The following is a 14,008-nucleotide window of genomic DNA, read 5'->3' as shown; positions in this document are numbered from 1 at the left end:
GAACTCTCTCCCCTTCTCGTTGCTCGCCGGCCCGCCTTGCGCACCGGGGAATGCCGTTCAGTTGCCGCCTCTGCAATCATCGTGGCGCTTTGCGCGCCATCTCGTGTGCGATCCTTGAGCAAACTTGCATACGATGCAAGAACCGTATTGTATGCGATTATTGAAGACAAGCGGAAACTCGATTCATGCCGCACCCCGCCCGCCCGCTCGCAACGACCAAGTCCCGATCCAACGGCAAGATGGCCGAGCGGCATGCGCCCGGCTCCCGGGCCCAGGCCGTCTACAAGGCGCTACGGCGCGCCATCATCGAGCAGGCACTGAAGCCGGGCGTGAAGCTGCCGGAAGATTCGATCGGCGAGCAGCTCGGCGTCAGCCGCACTCTGGTGCGCGAGGCCTTCGGGCGGCTCGCCATCGAGGGGCTGGTCGAGCTCAAGCCCAATCGCGGCGCCAATGTCGCCTATCCGACGCTGGAAGAAGCGCGCGACGTCTTCGAGGTCCGCCGCGGACTGGAGCGCCTCGTCGCCGAGAACCTCGCCGGCCGCCTGACGGCGGCGCAATCGGCCGAACTCGAAGCGCATGTCCGGCTGGAAGAGAAGGCGCACGAGCAGGACGGGCCGGAATCGATCCGCCTCTCAGGCGAGTTCCACATCAAGCTCGCCGAGATGACCGGCAACGCCTTGCTGCTGCGCTATGTCCAGGAGGCGTCGTCGCGCTGCTCGCTGATCCTGGCGATCTATGGCCGCCCGCACTCCTCCGAATGCGCCGTCTCCGAGCATCGCCAGCTGATCGAGGCCCTGCGCGCCGGCGACGCCGCCCGCGCCGCCGCGTTGATGGACCACCACCTGCAATCCGTCGTCACCCGCGCCTTGCTGGCGCCGCGCGGCGAACGCGACCTCCGCGACGTGCTCGCACCCTATGCCCTGAGTGAAGGATTGACCCCATCGTGACCCAGACGCTGACGCAGGACCGGTCGGCCGCCGCCGAGATCGTCACCTTCGACTTCGCCGCCCTAACGCCGCGCGAGCGCTACAAGCTGCTGATCGGCGCCGTTGTGCCGCGCCCGATCGCACTGGTGACCACGATCGACGCCAACGGCGTGGTCAACGCCGCCCCGTTCTCGTTCTTCAACTGCCTCTCGGCCGATCCGGCGATCCTGGCGCTCGGCGTCGAATACCGCCAGACCGGCGGGCAGAAGGACACCGGCCGCAATGTCCGCGAAACGCTGGCCTTCACCGTCAACATCGTCTCCGACGCGCTGCTCGACGGCATGAACGCCTGCGCGGTGCCGTTCGAGCCGGGCACGAACGAACTCGCCGAAGCCGGCCTTTCCGCCATGCCCGGCGTCAAGGTGCCCTGCCCCTGGATCGGCCAGGCACCTGCCGCCTTCGAATGCCGCCACCACACCACGCTCGGCATCGGCAATTCGCGCGAGATCATCCTCGGCGAGGTGGTCTATGCCCATTTCCGTGCCGACACGGTCGATCGGGTGAAGCACTATGTCGACCCGGTCGCGCTCGATGCGATCGGCCGCATGGGCGGGCATGGCTACGCCACGACGCGCGACTATTTCGACCTGCCGACCATGTCCGTCGCCGATTGGCGCGGCGACCGCTCCAAGGCGCGGCGCACCCGGCCCGGCAAGCGCTGAGCGAATGCGTCGTCTGCTCAGGAGCGGTTGACCCGGACAGGATTTCCGCCAGCAATGCGGCCTCGAAAAATCAGCTCGACGAGGCCCCCAATGAACAAGCACGTCTCCGGCATCGATGCCAACAAGCTCGACCGGCTGGCTGAGGTCGCGGTCAAGGTCGGCCTCAACCTGCAGCCGGGACAGGACCTGTTCCTGACCGCTCCCGTCGCGGCACTGCCGCTGGTCAGGCGTATCGCCGAGCACGCCTACAAGGCCGGCGCCGGCCTGGTCACGCCGATCCTTTCCGACGAGGCGCTGACGCTGGCGCGCTACCGCTTCGGCCAGGACGCCAGCTTCGACCGCGCTCCGTCCTGGCTCTATGAGGGCGTCGGCAAGGCCTTCGCGGCCAACACCGCTCGCCTCGCCATCGTCGGCGACAATCCGATGCTGCTCGCCGAGCAGGATCCGGCCAAGGTCGCCCGCGCCAACAAGGCGAACTCGATCGCCTACCAGCCGGCGCTGGAGAAGATCGCCAATTTCGACATCAACTGGAACATCGTGTCCTATCCCGGCGCGGCCTGGGCTCAGCAGGTTTTCCCGGGAGATGCCGAGGAAGTCGCAGTGGCCCGCCTGGCCGAGGCGATCTTCGCGGCCTCGCGGGTCGACCGCGACGATCCGATTGCGGCCTGGGCGCAGCACAACGCCGCATTGGCGCAGCGCACCAAATGGCTGAACGGCCAGCGCTTTTCCGCGCTGCATTTCACCGGGCCGGGCACGAACCTCACCATCGGCCTCGCCGACGGCCACGAATGGGAAGGCGGCGCCTCGACCGCGAAGAACGGCGTCACCTGCAACGCCAATATCCCCACCGAGGAGGTCTTCACCACCCCGCATGCGCGCCGCGTCGAGGGCCATGTCTCCTCGACCAAGCCGCTCTCCTATCAGGGCACGCTGATCGACAATATCCAGGTGCGCTTCGAGGAAGGCCGGATCGTCGAGGCCAAGGCGAGCCGCGGCGAAGAGGTGCTGAACAAGGTGCTCGACACCGATGAGGGCGCGCGCCGGCTCGGCGAGGTCGCGCTGGTGCCGCATTCCTCGCCGATCTCGCAGAGCGGCATCCTGTTCTACAACACGCTCTTCGACGAGAACGCCTCCTGCCACATCGCGCTCGGCCAGTGCTATTCGAAGTGCTTCATCGACGGCACCAAGCTGACGCCGGAACAAATCGCGGCGCAGGGCGGCAACCGCAGCCTGATCCATATCGACTGGATGATCGGCTCCGGCGAGGTCGACATCGACGGCGTCAAGCCCGACGGCAGCCGCGTGGCGGTCTTCCGCAAGGGCGAGTGGGCTTGAGTTAGGCGATCCGTCCCAGCGCCCGCTCGATCGCGGCGAAGATTTCCTCGATCTCGGCGGGCGCAATCACCAGCGGCGGCGACAGCACCAGCGTGTCGCCGGCATTGCGGATCAGCACGCCGGCATCGAGGCAGAGCGTGTTCGCCTCCCCGCCCCTGGCGCCATCGGCGCCGGGGCGCGGCGCCAGATCGATCGCGCAGAGCAAACCGGCAGTGCGGATGTCGACGACATGGGCTGCGCCCTTCAGCCGGTGCGCCCGCTCCTCCCAGAGCGGCAACACCTTGGCGAGTCCGCCCAGAATGTCCTGCTCGGCGAAGACGTCGAGCGTCGCCATTCCGGCCGCGCAGGCAAGCGGATGGGCCGAATAAGTATAGCCGTGGAGGAGTTCGATCGCCTCGGGCGGGCCGGCCATGAAGGCATCGTAGACATGGCCAGCGACGAGGACGCCCCCCATCGGCACCGCGCCATTGGTCATGCCCTTGGCGCAGCTCATCAGATCGGGCCTGACGCCAAAGGCCTGCGCCGCGAAGGGACTGCCCAGCCGGCCGAAGCCGGTGATGACCTCGTCGAAGATCAGCAGAATGCCGTGCTTGTCGCAGATCGCGCGCAGGCGTTCGAGATAGCCTTTCGGCGGCGGATAGACCCCGCCCGAGCCGGTCACCGGCTCGACGATAACGGCCGCGACCGTCGCGGGATCATGGATCTGCAGCAGGGTTTCCAACGCCTCGGCCGCGGCGAGCCCGCCTTCCGGCCGGCCGCGTGAGAAGGCCATGCTGGCGCGGTCATAGGGCAAGGGCAGATGCGCGACATCCGGCAAGAGCGGCCCGAAGGCGGCCTTGTGCCGGCCGATCCCGGAGACCGAGAGCCCGCCCCAGCCCATGCCGTGATAGCCCTTGGCCCGGCCGATCAGCTTGGTGCGCGAGGCCTGGCCACGCGCCTGATGGTAGGCACGGGCGATCTTGAGGGCAGTATCGACCGCTTCCGAGCCAGAATTGACGAAGAAGACATGCTCGATCCCCTCCGGCGCAAAGTCAGTGAGCCGGGCTGCATAGGCCTGCGCACCGGGATGGCTCATCTTGAAGGAGGAGACGAAGTCGAGCCGACCGGCGGCTTCACGGATCGCCTCGGTGATCTTTGCCTGGCCATGTCCGGCATTGACGCACCAGAGCCCCGCCATGCCGTCGAGCACCCGTCGCCCGTCCGGCTTGACGTAGTGCATGCCTTCCGCCCGCTCGAACAGCAGCGGCGCCTGCCGGAAGGCGCGCATCGGCGTGAACGGCATCCAGAACGCATCGGGAGCGTTGTCGCGGCGGCTTTCGGCGGCAAATGCATGCGCGGTCATCGGCAGGTCCTCGCTATGAACAGTCGCATGATGTCTTTCTTATATTTAAAAGACAATAGCGAGAACGCCAATCTCGCGTGACCAGCGCTTCAGAGTCTCTTCAGCCCTCATCCTGAGGAGCGCTCCGCAGGAGCGCGTCTCGAAGGATGCTTCGGTAGGCTCCAGAACCAACTGGAGCATCCTTCGAGACGCAAGCTGCGCTTGCTCCTCAGGATGAGGGCTCGGATCAGTCCAGCCCGTCCGGCCTGCGCAATTGCATGGCGCGTTGGAGATGGCTCCGCATCAGGGCGCTGGCGAGCTGGAGGTCGCCGGCCTCGATCGTCGAAAGCATCTGCAGATGCTCGCGACTGTTCACCACGACGCGCTCATAGCCATAGGTCCAGTCGTAGTTGGAGAGGCGGCGCATCTGGTTCTGCCGGCGGACGGCCGAATGGATGAAGCGGTTGCCCGAGGCCGCCGCCAGCCCCTCGTGGAAATCGGCGTTCATCTCGTAGAAGCCGATCGCCGAGCTTTCCTTCCACGGCTGCGACAGCGTCAGCTCGTGCCGGGTCCGCATCTCGTCGATCCAGCCTTGGTCGAGCGCAAAGCCGGGCTCCAGAAAGACCATCGGCTCGATCATCAAACGGAAGCGGTAGCGCTCGTCATGTGCCGACTGGTCGCGCGGCTCGTGCAGGAAGCGCCAACCATAACCGCGCTTGCGCTCGACCATGTCGAGATCGGCGAGCCGCGCCATCAGGCGCTGCACCTCCGGCCGGCCGAGTGCGTAGCGCCGCATCAGTTCGAGCTCGGAGATCTCGTCGGGCAAGCGCCCGCCATGCCGGTCCTGCGCCACCTTGACCATGGCAAGCTCGGTCACATCGGCGCCGGCGCCGGGATCGGTGGACGCCTCGGGCGCGCTCAGCAGCTCGACGCCCTTGTTCGGATGCCGGCGCAGCAGCCCCTGCCGGGCGAGATGGTCGATCGCGGCCCGCACCGGCGTGCGCGAGACGTTGAGGCGGCGCGCCGCGCTGTTCTCGTTCAGCCAGGCGCCGGCTTCGAGCCCGTCCTCCCGGACCATGCGGAGGATCCGCTCGGCGATCTCCTGCTGCAATCGTGTCGGCGTCGTCATCAAAAGGCTCTTGATTGTCTTAGTTTGAAATGAAATACATTAGAACCAGACACTGCACCAGCGCGAACCCGCGGAGATCCGGCCATGGTCGAGCCCTTTCCCTTCGTCGATGTCTCCGGCACGCCCTATGAGCGCGGCCGCCAGCATGGTGCGGCGGTGCCGGGGCGCGTCAAGTGCTCGATCGAACTCTATGGCGGACAGCTCGGCGATCTCGGCTATGACGCTGCCGCCAAGTCGCGCCTGATCGGTGAATTCGCCCGCGAGATCGAAGCCTTCGGCAAGCACTATGTCGAGGAGATGCGCGGTATCGCCGATGGTGCCGGCGTCGCCCTCGAAGACGTCATCATGATCAACGCCCGCACCGAGGTGATCGCCAAGGCGAAGCTCGAAAAGAGCAAGCCGGTCGGGGCTGAGGAGGAGCTGGACGACGGCTGCACCGGCGCGATCATCCTGCCCGAGCGCAGCGCTACGGGCGAGCTGATCCACGGCCAGAACTGGGACTGGAAGGCCGAATGCGCGGAGACGGCGATCGTATTGCGCGTGCGCCGCGATGACGGCCCGGATTTCCTCACCTTCGTCGAGGCCGGCGGCCTTGCCCGCTGCGGCATGAATGCGGCCGGCATCTCGATCACCGCCAACTACCTCGAGAGTGAGCGGGATTTCACCCAAGCCGGCGTACCGCTCGCTCTGATCCGCCGCAAGGTGCTGGAGCAGGAGCATCTCGCCTACGCGATCAAGGCCGTCGCGACGACGCCGAAAGCCTGCTCGAACAACATGATGCTCTCGACCGTCGCGGGCTTCGGCATCGACTTCGAATGCGCACCCGATGCCGCCTTCCCCCTCTATCCGGAAGACGGGCTGATCGTGCACGCCAATCACTGGGTCGGCCAGGTCGCGCTGACCAAGATCACCGATACCGGCACGCCGCGCGTACCCGAGAGCTTCTACCGCGACTGGCGCGTCAAGAAGCTGCTCAACGAAGCTGGCCGCAAGCTCACGGTCGATGATCTGAAGCAAGCCTTCTTCGACGATTTCCTGACGCCGCATTCGGTCTGCCGGCCGCCGCGCCTCAACGACACCGGCAATCTCTCGGCCACCGTCTCGATGGTGATCATGCAGCCGGCCAAAGGCACGATGGAGGTCGCGCCGCTGCCGGCCCTCAACCGCATTTTCACCCGCTACAGCCTCACCGATGAACCAATGACGCTGGCGCAAGCCGCCGAATAAGGCGGCACCGACAGCGTCCAAGCCAAAACCATAAGACAAGGGGAACCCGCCGATGCACAGCCGACGCCGCCTTTCCCTCGCCCTCGCCGGATTGGGCCTCGCGACCGCTGCCGCCTTGCCGGCCGCGGCAGCTACGCTGCGGGTGCACCTCAATGCCGACATCCGCAGCATCAATCCCGGCGTCAACCGCGACGACAACACCGACTCGGTCGTCCTGCATGTCGTCGAGGGCCTCGTCGCCTATGGCGAGGATTCGGCGGTGAAACCGCTGCTGGCCGAGACAATCGCGGTCTCGCCGGACGGCAAGAGCTACACTTTCACGCTGCGCAAGGGCGTGAAGTTCCACAACGGCGCCGAGCTGACCTCGGCCGACGTGGTCTGGAGCTGGAACCGCTATATGGCCCCGAAAACCGACTGGCGCTGCCTGTCGGAATTCGACGGCCGCGGCCGCGCCAAGGTCGAGGCGGTCACGGCGCCCGATCCGGCGACCGTCGTCTTCAAGCTCGACCAGCCGAGCTCGCTCTTCCTTGCCAATATCGCCCGCACCGACTGTGCGATGACCGCGATCCTGCACAAGGATTCGCTCAAGGCCGACGGCTCCTTCGACAAGCCGATCGGCACCGGCCCCTACAAGTTCACCGAGTGGAAGCGCGGCGAGTTCATCCGCCTTTCCCGCAACGAGACCTATGCCAGCCTGCCGGGCGCGCCCGACGGCTATACTGGCGGCAAGCGCCCGCTCGTCGACGAAGTCCGCTTCATGGTGATCCCGGACGGCGCTACCGCCAAGGCAGCGCTGCTGCGCGGCGACATCGACATCGTCCCCGACGTCGCCAATGCCGAGGTCAAGGAGCTCAAGCAGGACAAGCGCGTCGAGTTGTCGATCACCCAGAATATGGGGCTGGTCGGCATCCTCTTGCAGACCCGCGATCCGCTGCTCGGCAACGTCAAGCTGCGCCAGGCGATCGCGGCGGCGATCGACACCGAGGAGCTGGTCGCGCAGGTCACCGACGGGCTCGGCAAGCGCAACAACTCGATCGTTCCGGCGATGTCGTCCTATTACGGGTCGGTCCAGGCCAAGGGCTACAAGCACGACCTCGCCGCCGCCAAGAAGCTGCTCCAGGAAGCCGGCTACAAGGGCGAGCCCTTGGTGATGCTGGCCAACAAGCGCTACCCGCAGAGCTTCGACTCCGCTGTGGTCTCGCAGCAGATGCTGCAGGCCGCCGGCATCAACGTCCAGATCGAGGTGCTGGAATGGGCGACACAGCTCGACCGCTACAGCAAGGGCAATTACCAGCTCCAGGCCTTCCCTTATTCGGCGAGGCTCGACCCGGCCCTCTCCTTTGAATCGGTGACCGGCCCGAAGGCGACGCAGCCGCGCAAGGTCTGGGACAACCCGGAGGCGCAGGCGCTGCTCGACAAGTCGATGGTCGTCTCGGACAAGGCCGAGCGCCAGAAACTGTTCGACGAACTGCACCAGCGCTTCATCGCCGATGTGCCGATGGTGATGCTCTATAACGGCATCGACGCCGGTGCCTATGGCAAGAAGATCAAGGGCTACAAGTCCTCGATCCTGTCGAAGCCGCGGCTCTGGGAAGTGACGGTCGCCGACTAGGCTGCCCCGGAAACCTCGATCAGGTCCTTGATGATGTGGTGGCTGGTAAGCGCGGCCAGGCGCTCGCCATCCCCGGCCCGGATCGCCGCGACCATCGCATGATGATCGGCATCACTGGCGAGCAGGGCCTGATGCGAGGCCCAGACCGTGACCGCCGAGCCGCGCGAGCGGTCGCGCAGGCTCCAGATCGTCTCTGCCAGCACCGGATTGCCGCAATGGGCATAGATCAAGCTATGGAAGGCGCGGTTGATCTCGCTCTGCTCGACGCGCGTGCCGCTCTGCACGGCCTGGCTGAACTCCCGAGCGAGCGCTTCGAGCTTCGCCAGTGCCGCGTCATCCATCTTGCCGATGACGAGCCGGGCGGCGGCACTCTCCAGGATGATGCGGGTGTCGCGGATGGCGAGAGAGGTCGGCAGGTCGATCTCGGTGACCCGGTAGCCGCGATTGGGCACATGCTCGATCGTCTTGCGCACGGCGAGCTCGTCGAGCGCGGCACGGACGTCGAAACGCGTCGCCTGGAAGGCCTCCTCCAGGTCGATCTGGCGCAGCCATTCACCCGGCCGATAGGCGCGGACATGGATCGCCCGGGCGATCTCGTTGGCGAGTTCGCCCTTGGCGCGCTGGGTTTTTGGACGGGTGGCCATAACGGGTCTCTAGAGCATCGGAGCGGCGCTTGCGAGCCGGCTCGTCTGCGTCGCGCACAGCCGGCGCAACATCTGTCGAATCCCGCTTGCGATACCAATCGTATCATGCAACAAAATTGGCGCCAATCTTATAACCAATCAGGAAACGCCGCATGACCGCTCCCGCTGCAAAGCCCGCCAAGCAGGACGACGCGGCGGCGATCGCCCGCGCACTCTACGATCTCGGCCCGACCCCGGTGATCGCCTGTAAGGCCGATCCGCGCTTCAGCTATTGCCTCTATGTGCCGAAGACACTGGGCAAGGGCGGCCAGCCTCCCGAGCTCGTCGTCACCATGCACGGCACCGGCCGCGGCTTCACCGGCTATCGCGATGCCTTCGAGGCCTTCGGTCGCTGGAACAACTGCATCATCCTCGCCCCGCTCTTCCCGATCGGCGTGATGGGCGACGGCAACCGCAACGGCTTCAAATACATGCGCGAGGGCGCGGTCCGCTACGACCACATCCTGCTCGCCATGGTCGAGGAGGTCGCCCAGCATTACGGCCTGCGCTTCGACCGCTTCGCCCTGTTCGGCTATTCCGGCGGCGGCCATTTCACCCATCGCTTCCTGATGCTGCAGCCAAACAAGCTCTGGGCCGCCTCGATCGGCGCGCCGGGCTCGGTGACGCTGCTCGATCCGACGCGCGACTGGTGGGTCGGCACGCGCAACATGGCCGAGCTCTTCGGCAGCGCGCCCGACATCGAGGCGATGCGCAAGGTCGCGGTCCAGATGATCGTCGGCGCCGCCGATCTCGAGACCTGGGAGATCACCCATCAGCCCGGCAACGCCAGCTGGATGCCGGATGCCAACCATGCCGGCACCAACCGCCCGGAACGGCTCGACACCCTGCGCCGCAATTTCGAGGAGCACGGAATCGACGTGCGCTTCGACCTCGTGCCGAACATGCCGCATGACGGGCTGAAGGCGGTCTCGCGGGTCGAGGACTTCTTCGCCGACGCGCTCGCCAAGCGCCGATCCGGCGCGGCCAAGGCGGCCTGAGCCGGCCCGGACCGCGAACAGCGAGGGGAACGACAATGAACCGCCGGCTCATCTCCGCCTTCGCTCTCCTTGCCCTCGCGAGCCCTGCAACAGCGCAGACGATCAATGTCGCGCTCAATGCCGACATCCGCTCGACCAATCCGGGCGTCAACCGTGACGACAATACCGACGCCGTCGTCCTGCACATGGTCGAGGGCCTGGTCGGCTATCGCGAGAACGGCGCGGTCGCGCCTCTGCTGGCGGAGAAGATCGCCGTATCCGCGGACGGGCTGACCTACACCTTCAGCCTGCGCAAGGGCGTCAAGTTCCACAACGGCGCCGAGCTGACCTCGGCCGACGTCCTCTGGAACTGGACCCGCTACATGGATCCGAAGACCGACTGGCGCGCCGGTCGGAATTCGACGGGCGCATCGGCATGAAGGTGACCGGCGTCACCGCGCCCGATCCTTCGACCGTCGTCATGAGGCTGGAGAAGCCGAGCGCGCTCTTCCTCGACACCATGGCGCGGACCGATTGCGCCATGGTCGCGATCATCCACAAGGACTCGCTGAAGCCCGACGGCAGCTGGGATAGGCCGATCGGCACCGGCCCGTTCGTGCTTGGCGACTGGCGCCGCAGCGAATTCGTCTCGCTGAAGCGTTTCGATGGATACGTGTCTCCGCCCGGCGACAAGCGCGACGGCTATGTCGGCCGCAAGAACGCGCTGGTGCCGGAGGTCAAGTTCCTCGCCATCGCCGATGGCGCGACCGTCAAGGCCGGCCTGATCTCGGGGGCGCTGCATGTCGCGGATATCCCGGATTCCGACCTGCCGGAGATGCAGAAGAGCAATAGCGTTCAGGTCATGACCGCGCCGAGCGCGACCAAGCACGCTTTGCTCCTGCAAAGCCGCGATCCGCTGCTATCGGATGTCCGGATGCGCCGGGCGATCGCGGCGGCGCTCGATCTCGACGAGCTCGTCGCCCAGGCCTCGAACGAGCTCGGCAAGGTCAACAACTCAGCCGTCCTCATGGCCTCGCCCTATTACAGCGAGGTCCAGCGCCAGCGTTACAATCACGATCCGGCGCGTGTGAAGAAGCTGCTCGCGGAGGCCGGCTACAAGGGCCAGACGATCAAGCTGATCGCCAACAAGCGCGCGACCGTGCCGAGCTTCCCGGTCGCGGTGGTGGCGCAGGCGATGCTGCAGGCCGCCGGTATCACCAGCGAGATCGAAGTGCTGGAATGGGCGACACAGCTCGACCGCTACAGCAAGGGCAACTATCAGATGATGTCCTTCAGCTATTCCGCCCGCATCGATCCGGCCCAGAGCTACAACCAGTTCAGCGGCCCCAAGGACACTTACCCGTCCAAGACCTGGGACAGCCGCCGCGCCGACGAGCTGATCGAGAAGGCGACGATCACCGCCGATGAGGGCGAGCGCCGAAAGCTGTTCGACGAGCTGCACAAGCTCATGCTCGCCGATGCGCCGCTGATCTTCCTCTACAACCAGGTCGACACCGCCGTGGTCTCGAAGCGCCTGCAGGGCTTTGCCCCCTGGGTCGCCTCGAAGCCGCGGCTCTGGGAGGTCGGCCTCGCCAACTGAGCCGCCGCGGACGCGACGGCTGATGATCACAACGACAAACCAAAAACGACAGGGGACCGAGATGAAGTATCTGTTTGCGCCGGCCGCCGCCCTCATCGCTGCAGCCGCCTTCGCCGCACCGGCTGCGGCGCAGTCCATCACGGTGGCGGTCGCCGCCGACATCCGCAGCAACAATCCCGGCGTCAATCGCGACGACAACACCGACGATTTCGCGCTGCAGCTGGTCGAAGGCCTCGTCGGCTACAATGAGGGCGGCGTCGCGACGCCGCTGCTCGCCGAAAAGGTCGATCTCTCGGCCGACGGCAAGACCTACACCTTCACGCTGCGCCAGGGCGTCAAGTTCCATAACGGCGCCGAGCTCTCCTCGGCCGACGTGCTGTGGAGCTGGAACCGCTACATGGACCCGAAGACCGACTGGCGCTGCACCATCGAGTTCGATGGCCGCTCGGGCCTGAAGGTCGAGGAGGCGACGGCGCCGGATCCGCGCACCTTCGTCATGAAGATCGACAAGCCGAATGCGCTCTTCCTCGATACCCTCGCCCGCACCGACTGCGCGATGACCGCGATCCTGCACAAGGATTCGGTCAAGGCCGACGGTTCCTGGGACAAGCCGATCGGGACCGGTCCCTACAAGTTCGGCGAGTGGAAGCGCGGCGAGTATTTCACGATGACCGCCTTCGAGGGCTACAAGTCGCCGAAGGACGGCGGCAAGGCCGACGGCTATGTCGGCTCCAAGCGTCCGCTGCTCAAGGATGTCAAATTCCTGATCGTCAAGGACCCGGCGACGGTGAAGGCCGGCCTGCTTTCCGGCGCGCTCGATCTCGCCGAGATCCTGCCGAGCGACGCGGCCGAATTGAAGAAGAACCCCAAGCTCTCGGTCGCAGCCGAGCCCAATGCCGTCCGCCACGTCTTCCTGATCCAGGTCAAGGACGCGGTGATGGGCAACCAGAAGCTACGCCAAGCGGTCGCCGCCGCGCTCGACATGGATGAGATCGTCGCCGCCTTCTACAACGATCTCGGCAAGCCCAACACCTCGCCGATCTATTCCGGCTCGAGCTATTTCGGCGACGTCGAGAAGAAGGGCCATGTCTACGATGCCGCCCGCGCCAAGAAGCTGCTGCAGGAGGCCGGCTACAAGGGCGAGAAGATCGTGATCCTCGCCAACAAGCGCCCGATCGTGCCGAGCTTCCCGGCCGCGGTCGTTGCGCAGCAGATGCTACAGGCCGTCGGCATCAACGCCGAGATCGAGGTGCTGGACTGGGCTACCCAGCTCGATCGCTACAACAAGGGCAACTACCAGATGCAGTCCTTCTCATTCTCGGCCCGCTTCGATCCCGCAATCGCCTTCGAGCAGTTCTCGGGGCCGAAGGACAAGCAGCCGCGCAAGACCTGGGACAACCCGGAAGCACAGAAGCAGATCGACAAGCTCTACGTCACCTCCGATCGGGCCGAGCGGCAGAAGCTCGTCGACGAATTGCACAAGCGCGTCATCGACGAAGTGCCGATGATCTTCGCCTTCAACGGCCTCGACATCATCGCCCATGCCAAGCGCGTCCAGGGCTTCAAGCCGTGGCAGTCCAAGCTGCGCATGTGGGAAGTGACGCTAGCGAACTGACGTCATCCGCATCGACAGCACGCCGGGAGGAAACCGATGCTGCGCTTTGCGCTGACGCGCATCCTCATGTCCGTGCCGACGCTGCTGATCGTGTCGGTTTCGGTCTTTGCCTTGATCCGGCTGATTCCGGGCGATCCAGCCTCGCTGATGCTGGGGGATCTCGCGACGCCGGCCTCGATCGCCGACCTGCAGGCCAGGCTCGGGCTCGACAAGAGCGTGCCGGTCCAGTTCGGCATCTGGTTCGGCAACCTGCTCAAGGGCGATCTCGGCCAGTCGATCTCGTCGCAGCAGGCGGTGCTGCCGCTGATCCTGCAGCGCTTCTGGATCTCGGCCCAGATCGTGCTGGTCGCGGTCGCGCTCGCCAGCCTGGTCGCCGTGCCGGCCGGCGTGCTCGCCGCCTGGAAGCAGGACACCTCGCTCGATCTCAGCCTCGTCGCCGTCGCGACATTGCTGCTCTCGATCCCGACCTTCTGGCTCGGCCTGCTCTTGCTGCTGTTCTTCGGGCTCAAGCTCGAATGGCTGCCGGTGGTCGGCTATGTCTCGATCGCCGAGAACCCCGTCGCCGGCATCCTCTATCTGATCATGCCGATCATGACGCTGTTCCTGCACGAGATCGGCGTGATCCTGCGCATGGCCCGCGCCTCGACGCTGGAGGTGCTGCGGCTCGACTACATCACTCATGCGAGAGCCAAGGGCCTGACCGAGAGCGCGGTGCTCTGGAACCACGCCTTCAAGAACGCCTTCGGCCCGACCTGGACGCTGATCGGCCTCGTCCTCGGCAATCTCCTGGGCGGCATCGCAGTCGTCGAGACGGTGTTCACCATCCCCGGATTGGGCCGCCTGCTGGTCGATTCGATCTTC

The 14,008-nt window shown here is 65.8% G+C and carries 13 protein-coding genes; 10 read left to right on the top strand and 3 right to left on the bottom strand.

Annotated elements, in window-relative coordinates:
• Positions 1-239 precede the first annotated feature (239 nt).
• From ACQKLX_RS16035 to ACQKLX_RS16025, 3 genes are all read left to right on the top strand, one after another.
• Positions 240-947 carry a GntR family transcriptional regulator gene (locus tag ACQKLX_RS16035; protein ID WP_427362707.1) on the top strand — a complete coding sequence of 236 codons (708 nt, stop codon included), beginning with the start codon at positions 240-242 and terminating at the stop codon, positions 945-947.
• A complete protein-coding gene (locus ACQKLX_RS16030; protein WP_427362571.1) occupies positions 944-1,648 on the top strand; it encodes a flavin reductase family protein in 705 nt (234 codons plus the stop codon). Before ACQKLX_RS16035 ends, ACQKLX_RS16030 begins: the two co-directional genes overlap by 4 nt.
• A gap of 90 nt (positions 1,649-1,738) precedes the next feature.
• Positions 1,739-2,983: an aminopeptidase gene (locus ACQKLX_RS16025; protein ID WP_427362570.1), complete on the top strand. Its 1,245-nt coding sequence runs from the start codon at positions 1,739-1,741 to the stop codon at positions 2,981-2,983.
• 1 nt (position 2,984) lies between these two features.
• On the opposite strand, the gene aptA is transcribed toward ACQKLX_RS16025, so the two are convergent.
• Together aptA and ACQKLX_RS16015 are read right to left on the bottom strand one after the other, a co-directional pair.
• Positions 2,985-4,325, bottom strand: a complete 1,341-nt coding sequence (aptA, locus tag ACQKLX_RS16020) for an omega-aminotransferase AptA (RefSeq protein WP_427362569.1) — start codon at positions 4,323-4,325, stop codon at positions 2,985-2,987.
• A 226-nt stretch (positions 4,326-4,551) separates the two neighbouring features.
• Complete coding sequence (locus ACQKLX_RS16015) at positions 4,552-5,433, bottom strand: GntR family transcriptional regulator (protein WP_427362568.1); 882 nt, start codon at positions 5,431-5,433, stop codon at positions 4,552-4,554.
• 84 nt (positions 5,434-5,517) lie between these two features.
• On the opposite strand from ACQKLX_RS16015, the gene ACQKLX_RS16010 reads away from it, so the two are divergent.
• Both ACQKLX_RS16010 and ACQKLX_RS16005 read left to right on the top strand, forming a co-directional pair.
• Positions 5,518-6,660 (top strand): C45 family autoproteolytic acyltransferase/hydolase, encoded by a 1,143-nt coding sequence (locus ACQKLX_RS16010; RefSeq protein WP_427362567.1) that lies wholly within the window; start codon positions 5,518-5,520, stop codon positions 6,658-6,660.
• Positions 6,661-6,712: 52 nt separating this feature from the next.
• Positions 6,713-8,272, top strand: coding sequence for an ABC transporter substrate-binding protein (locus tag ACQKLX_RS16005; protein ID WP_427362566.1), 1,560 nt, complete (start codon positions 6,713-6,715; stop codon positions 8,270-8,272).
• On the opposite strand, the gene ACQKLX_RS16000 is transcribed toward ACQKLX_RS16005, so the two are convergent.
• On the bottom strand, positions 8,269-8,916 hold the full coding sequence (locus ACQKLX_RS16000; protein ID WP_427362565.1) for a GntR family transcriptional regulator: 648 nt from the start codon (positions 8,914-8,916) through the stop codon (positions 8,269-8,271). The two genes, ACQKLX_RS16005 and ACQKLX_RS16000, sit on opposite strands and share 4 nt — an antisense overlap.
• A gap of 152 nt (positions 8,917-9,068) precedes the next feature.
• Between ACQKLX_RS16000 and ACQKLX_RS15995 the strand changes: the two genes are divergently transcribed.
• The 5 genes from ACQKLX_RS15995 to ACQKLX_RS15975 all read left to right on the top strand — a co-directional run.
• Entirely contained in the window at positions 9,069-9,953 is an 885-nt protein-coding gene (locus ACQKLX_RS15995; protein ID WP_427362564.1) for an alpha/beta hydrolase family protein, read from the top strand.
• A gap of 35 nt (positions 9,954-9,988) precedes the next feature.
• Positions 9,989-10,372: an ABC transporter substrate-binding protein gene (locus tag ACQKLX_RS15990; protein WP_427362563.1), complete on the top strand. Its 384-nt coding sequence runs from the start codon at positions 9,989-9,991 to the stop codon at positions 10,370-10,372.
• Complete coding sequence (locus ACQKLX_RS15985; RefSeq protein ID WP_427362562.1) at positions 10,369-11,532, top strand: ABC transporter substrate-binding protein; 1,164 nt, start codon at positions 10,369-10,371, stop codon at positions 11,530-11,532. The genes ACQKLX_RS15990 and ACQKLX_RS15985 overlap by 4 nt, the downstream gene beginning before the upstream one ends.
• Before the next feature lie 61 nt (positions 11,533-11,593).
• Positions 11,594-13,147 (top strand): ABC transporter substrate-binding protein, encoded by a 1,554-nt coding sequence (locus ACQKLX_RS15980; protein WP_427362561.1) that lies wholly within the window; start codon positions 11,594-11,596, stop codon positions 13,145-13,147.
• 36 nt (positions 13,148-13,183) lie between these two features.
• Positions 13,184-14,008: ABC transporter permease (locus ACQKLX_RS15975; RefSeq protein WP_427362560.1), on the top strand; the 825-nt coding region annotated here is incomplete at its 3' end.

This window comes from Allobosea sp. NPDC003192 (assembly GCF_050275675.1).
Taxonomy (GTDB): domain Bacteria; phylum Pseudomonadota; class Alphaproteobacteria; order Rhizobiales; family Beijerinckiaceae; genus Allobosea.
This window is presented reverse-complemented; position numbering and strand designations above follow the sequence as displayed.

What these genes read in the sequence shown, in the direction of transcription:
- ACQKLX_RS15980 (WP_427362561.1), top strand. Translation starts at nt 11,594, where the DNA reads ATGAAGTATCTGTTTGCGCCGGCCGCCGCCCTCATCGCTGCAGCCGCC.
- ACQKLX_RS16005 (WP_427362566.1), top strand. Translation starts at nt 6,713, where the DNA reads ATGCACAGCCGACGCCGCCTTTCCCTCGCCCTCGCCGGATTGGGCCTC.
- ACQKLX_RS16000 (WP_427362565.1), bottom strand. Translation starts at nt 8,916, where the DNA reads ATGGCCACCCGTCCAAAAACCCAGCGCGCCAAGGGCGAACTCGCCAAC.
- aptA (WP_427362569.1), bottom strand. Translation starts at nt 4,325, where the DNA reads ATGACCGCGCATGCATTTGCCGCCGAAAGCCGCCGCGACAACGCTCCC.
- ACQKLX_RS15990 (WP_427362563.1), top strand. Translation starts at nt 9,989, where the DNA reads ATGAACCGCCGGCTCATCTCCGCCTTCGCTCTCCTTGCCCTCGCGAGC.
- ACQKLX_RS16035 (WP_427362707.1), top strand. Translation starts at nt 240, where the DNA reads ATGGCCGAGCGGCATGCGCCCGGCTCCCGGGCCCAGGCCGTCTACAAG.
- ACQKLX_RS16010 (WP_427362567.1), top strand. Translation starts at nt 5,518, where the DNA reads ATGGTCGAGCCCTTTCCCTTCGTCGATGTCTCCGGCACGCCCTATGAG.
- ACQKLX_RS15985 (WP_427362562.1), top strand. Translation starts at nt 10,369, where the DNA reads ATGAAGGTGACCGGCGTCACCGCGCCCGATCCTTCGACCGTCGTCATG.
- ACQKLX_RS16015 (WP_427362568.1), bottom strand. Translation starts at nt 5,433, where the DNA reads ATGACGACGCCGACACGATTGCAGCAGGAGATCGCCGAGCGGATCCTC.
- ACQKLX_RS16025 (WP_427362570.1), top strand. Translation starts at nt 1,739, where the DNA reads ATGAACAAGCACGTCTCCGGCATCGATGCCAACAAGCTCGACCGGCTG.
- ACQKLX_RS15995 (WP_427362564.1), top strand. Translation starts at nt 9,069, where the DNA reads ATGACCGCTCCCGCTGCAAAGCCCGCCAAGCAGGACGACGCGGCGGCG.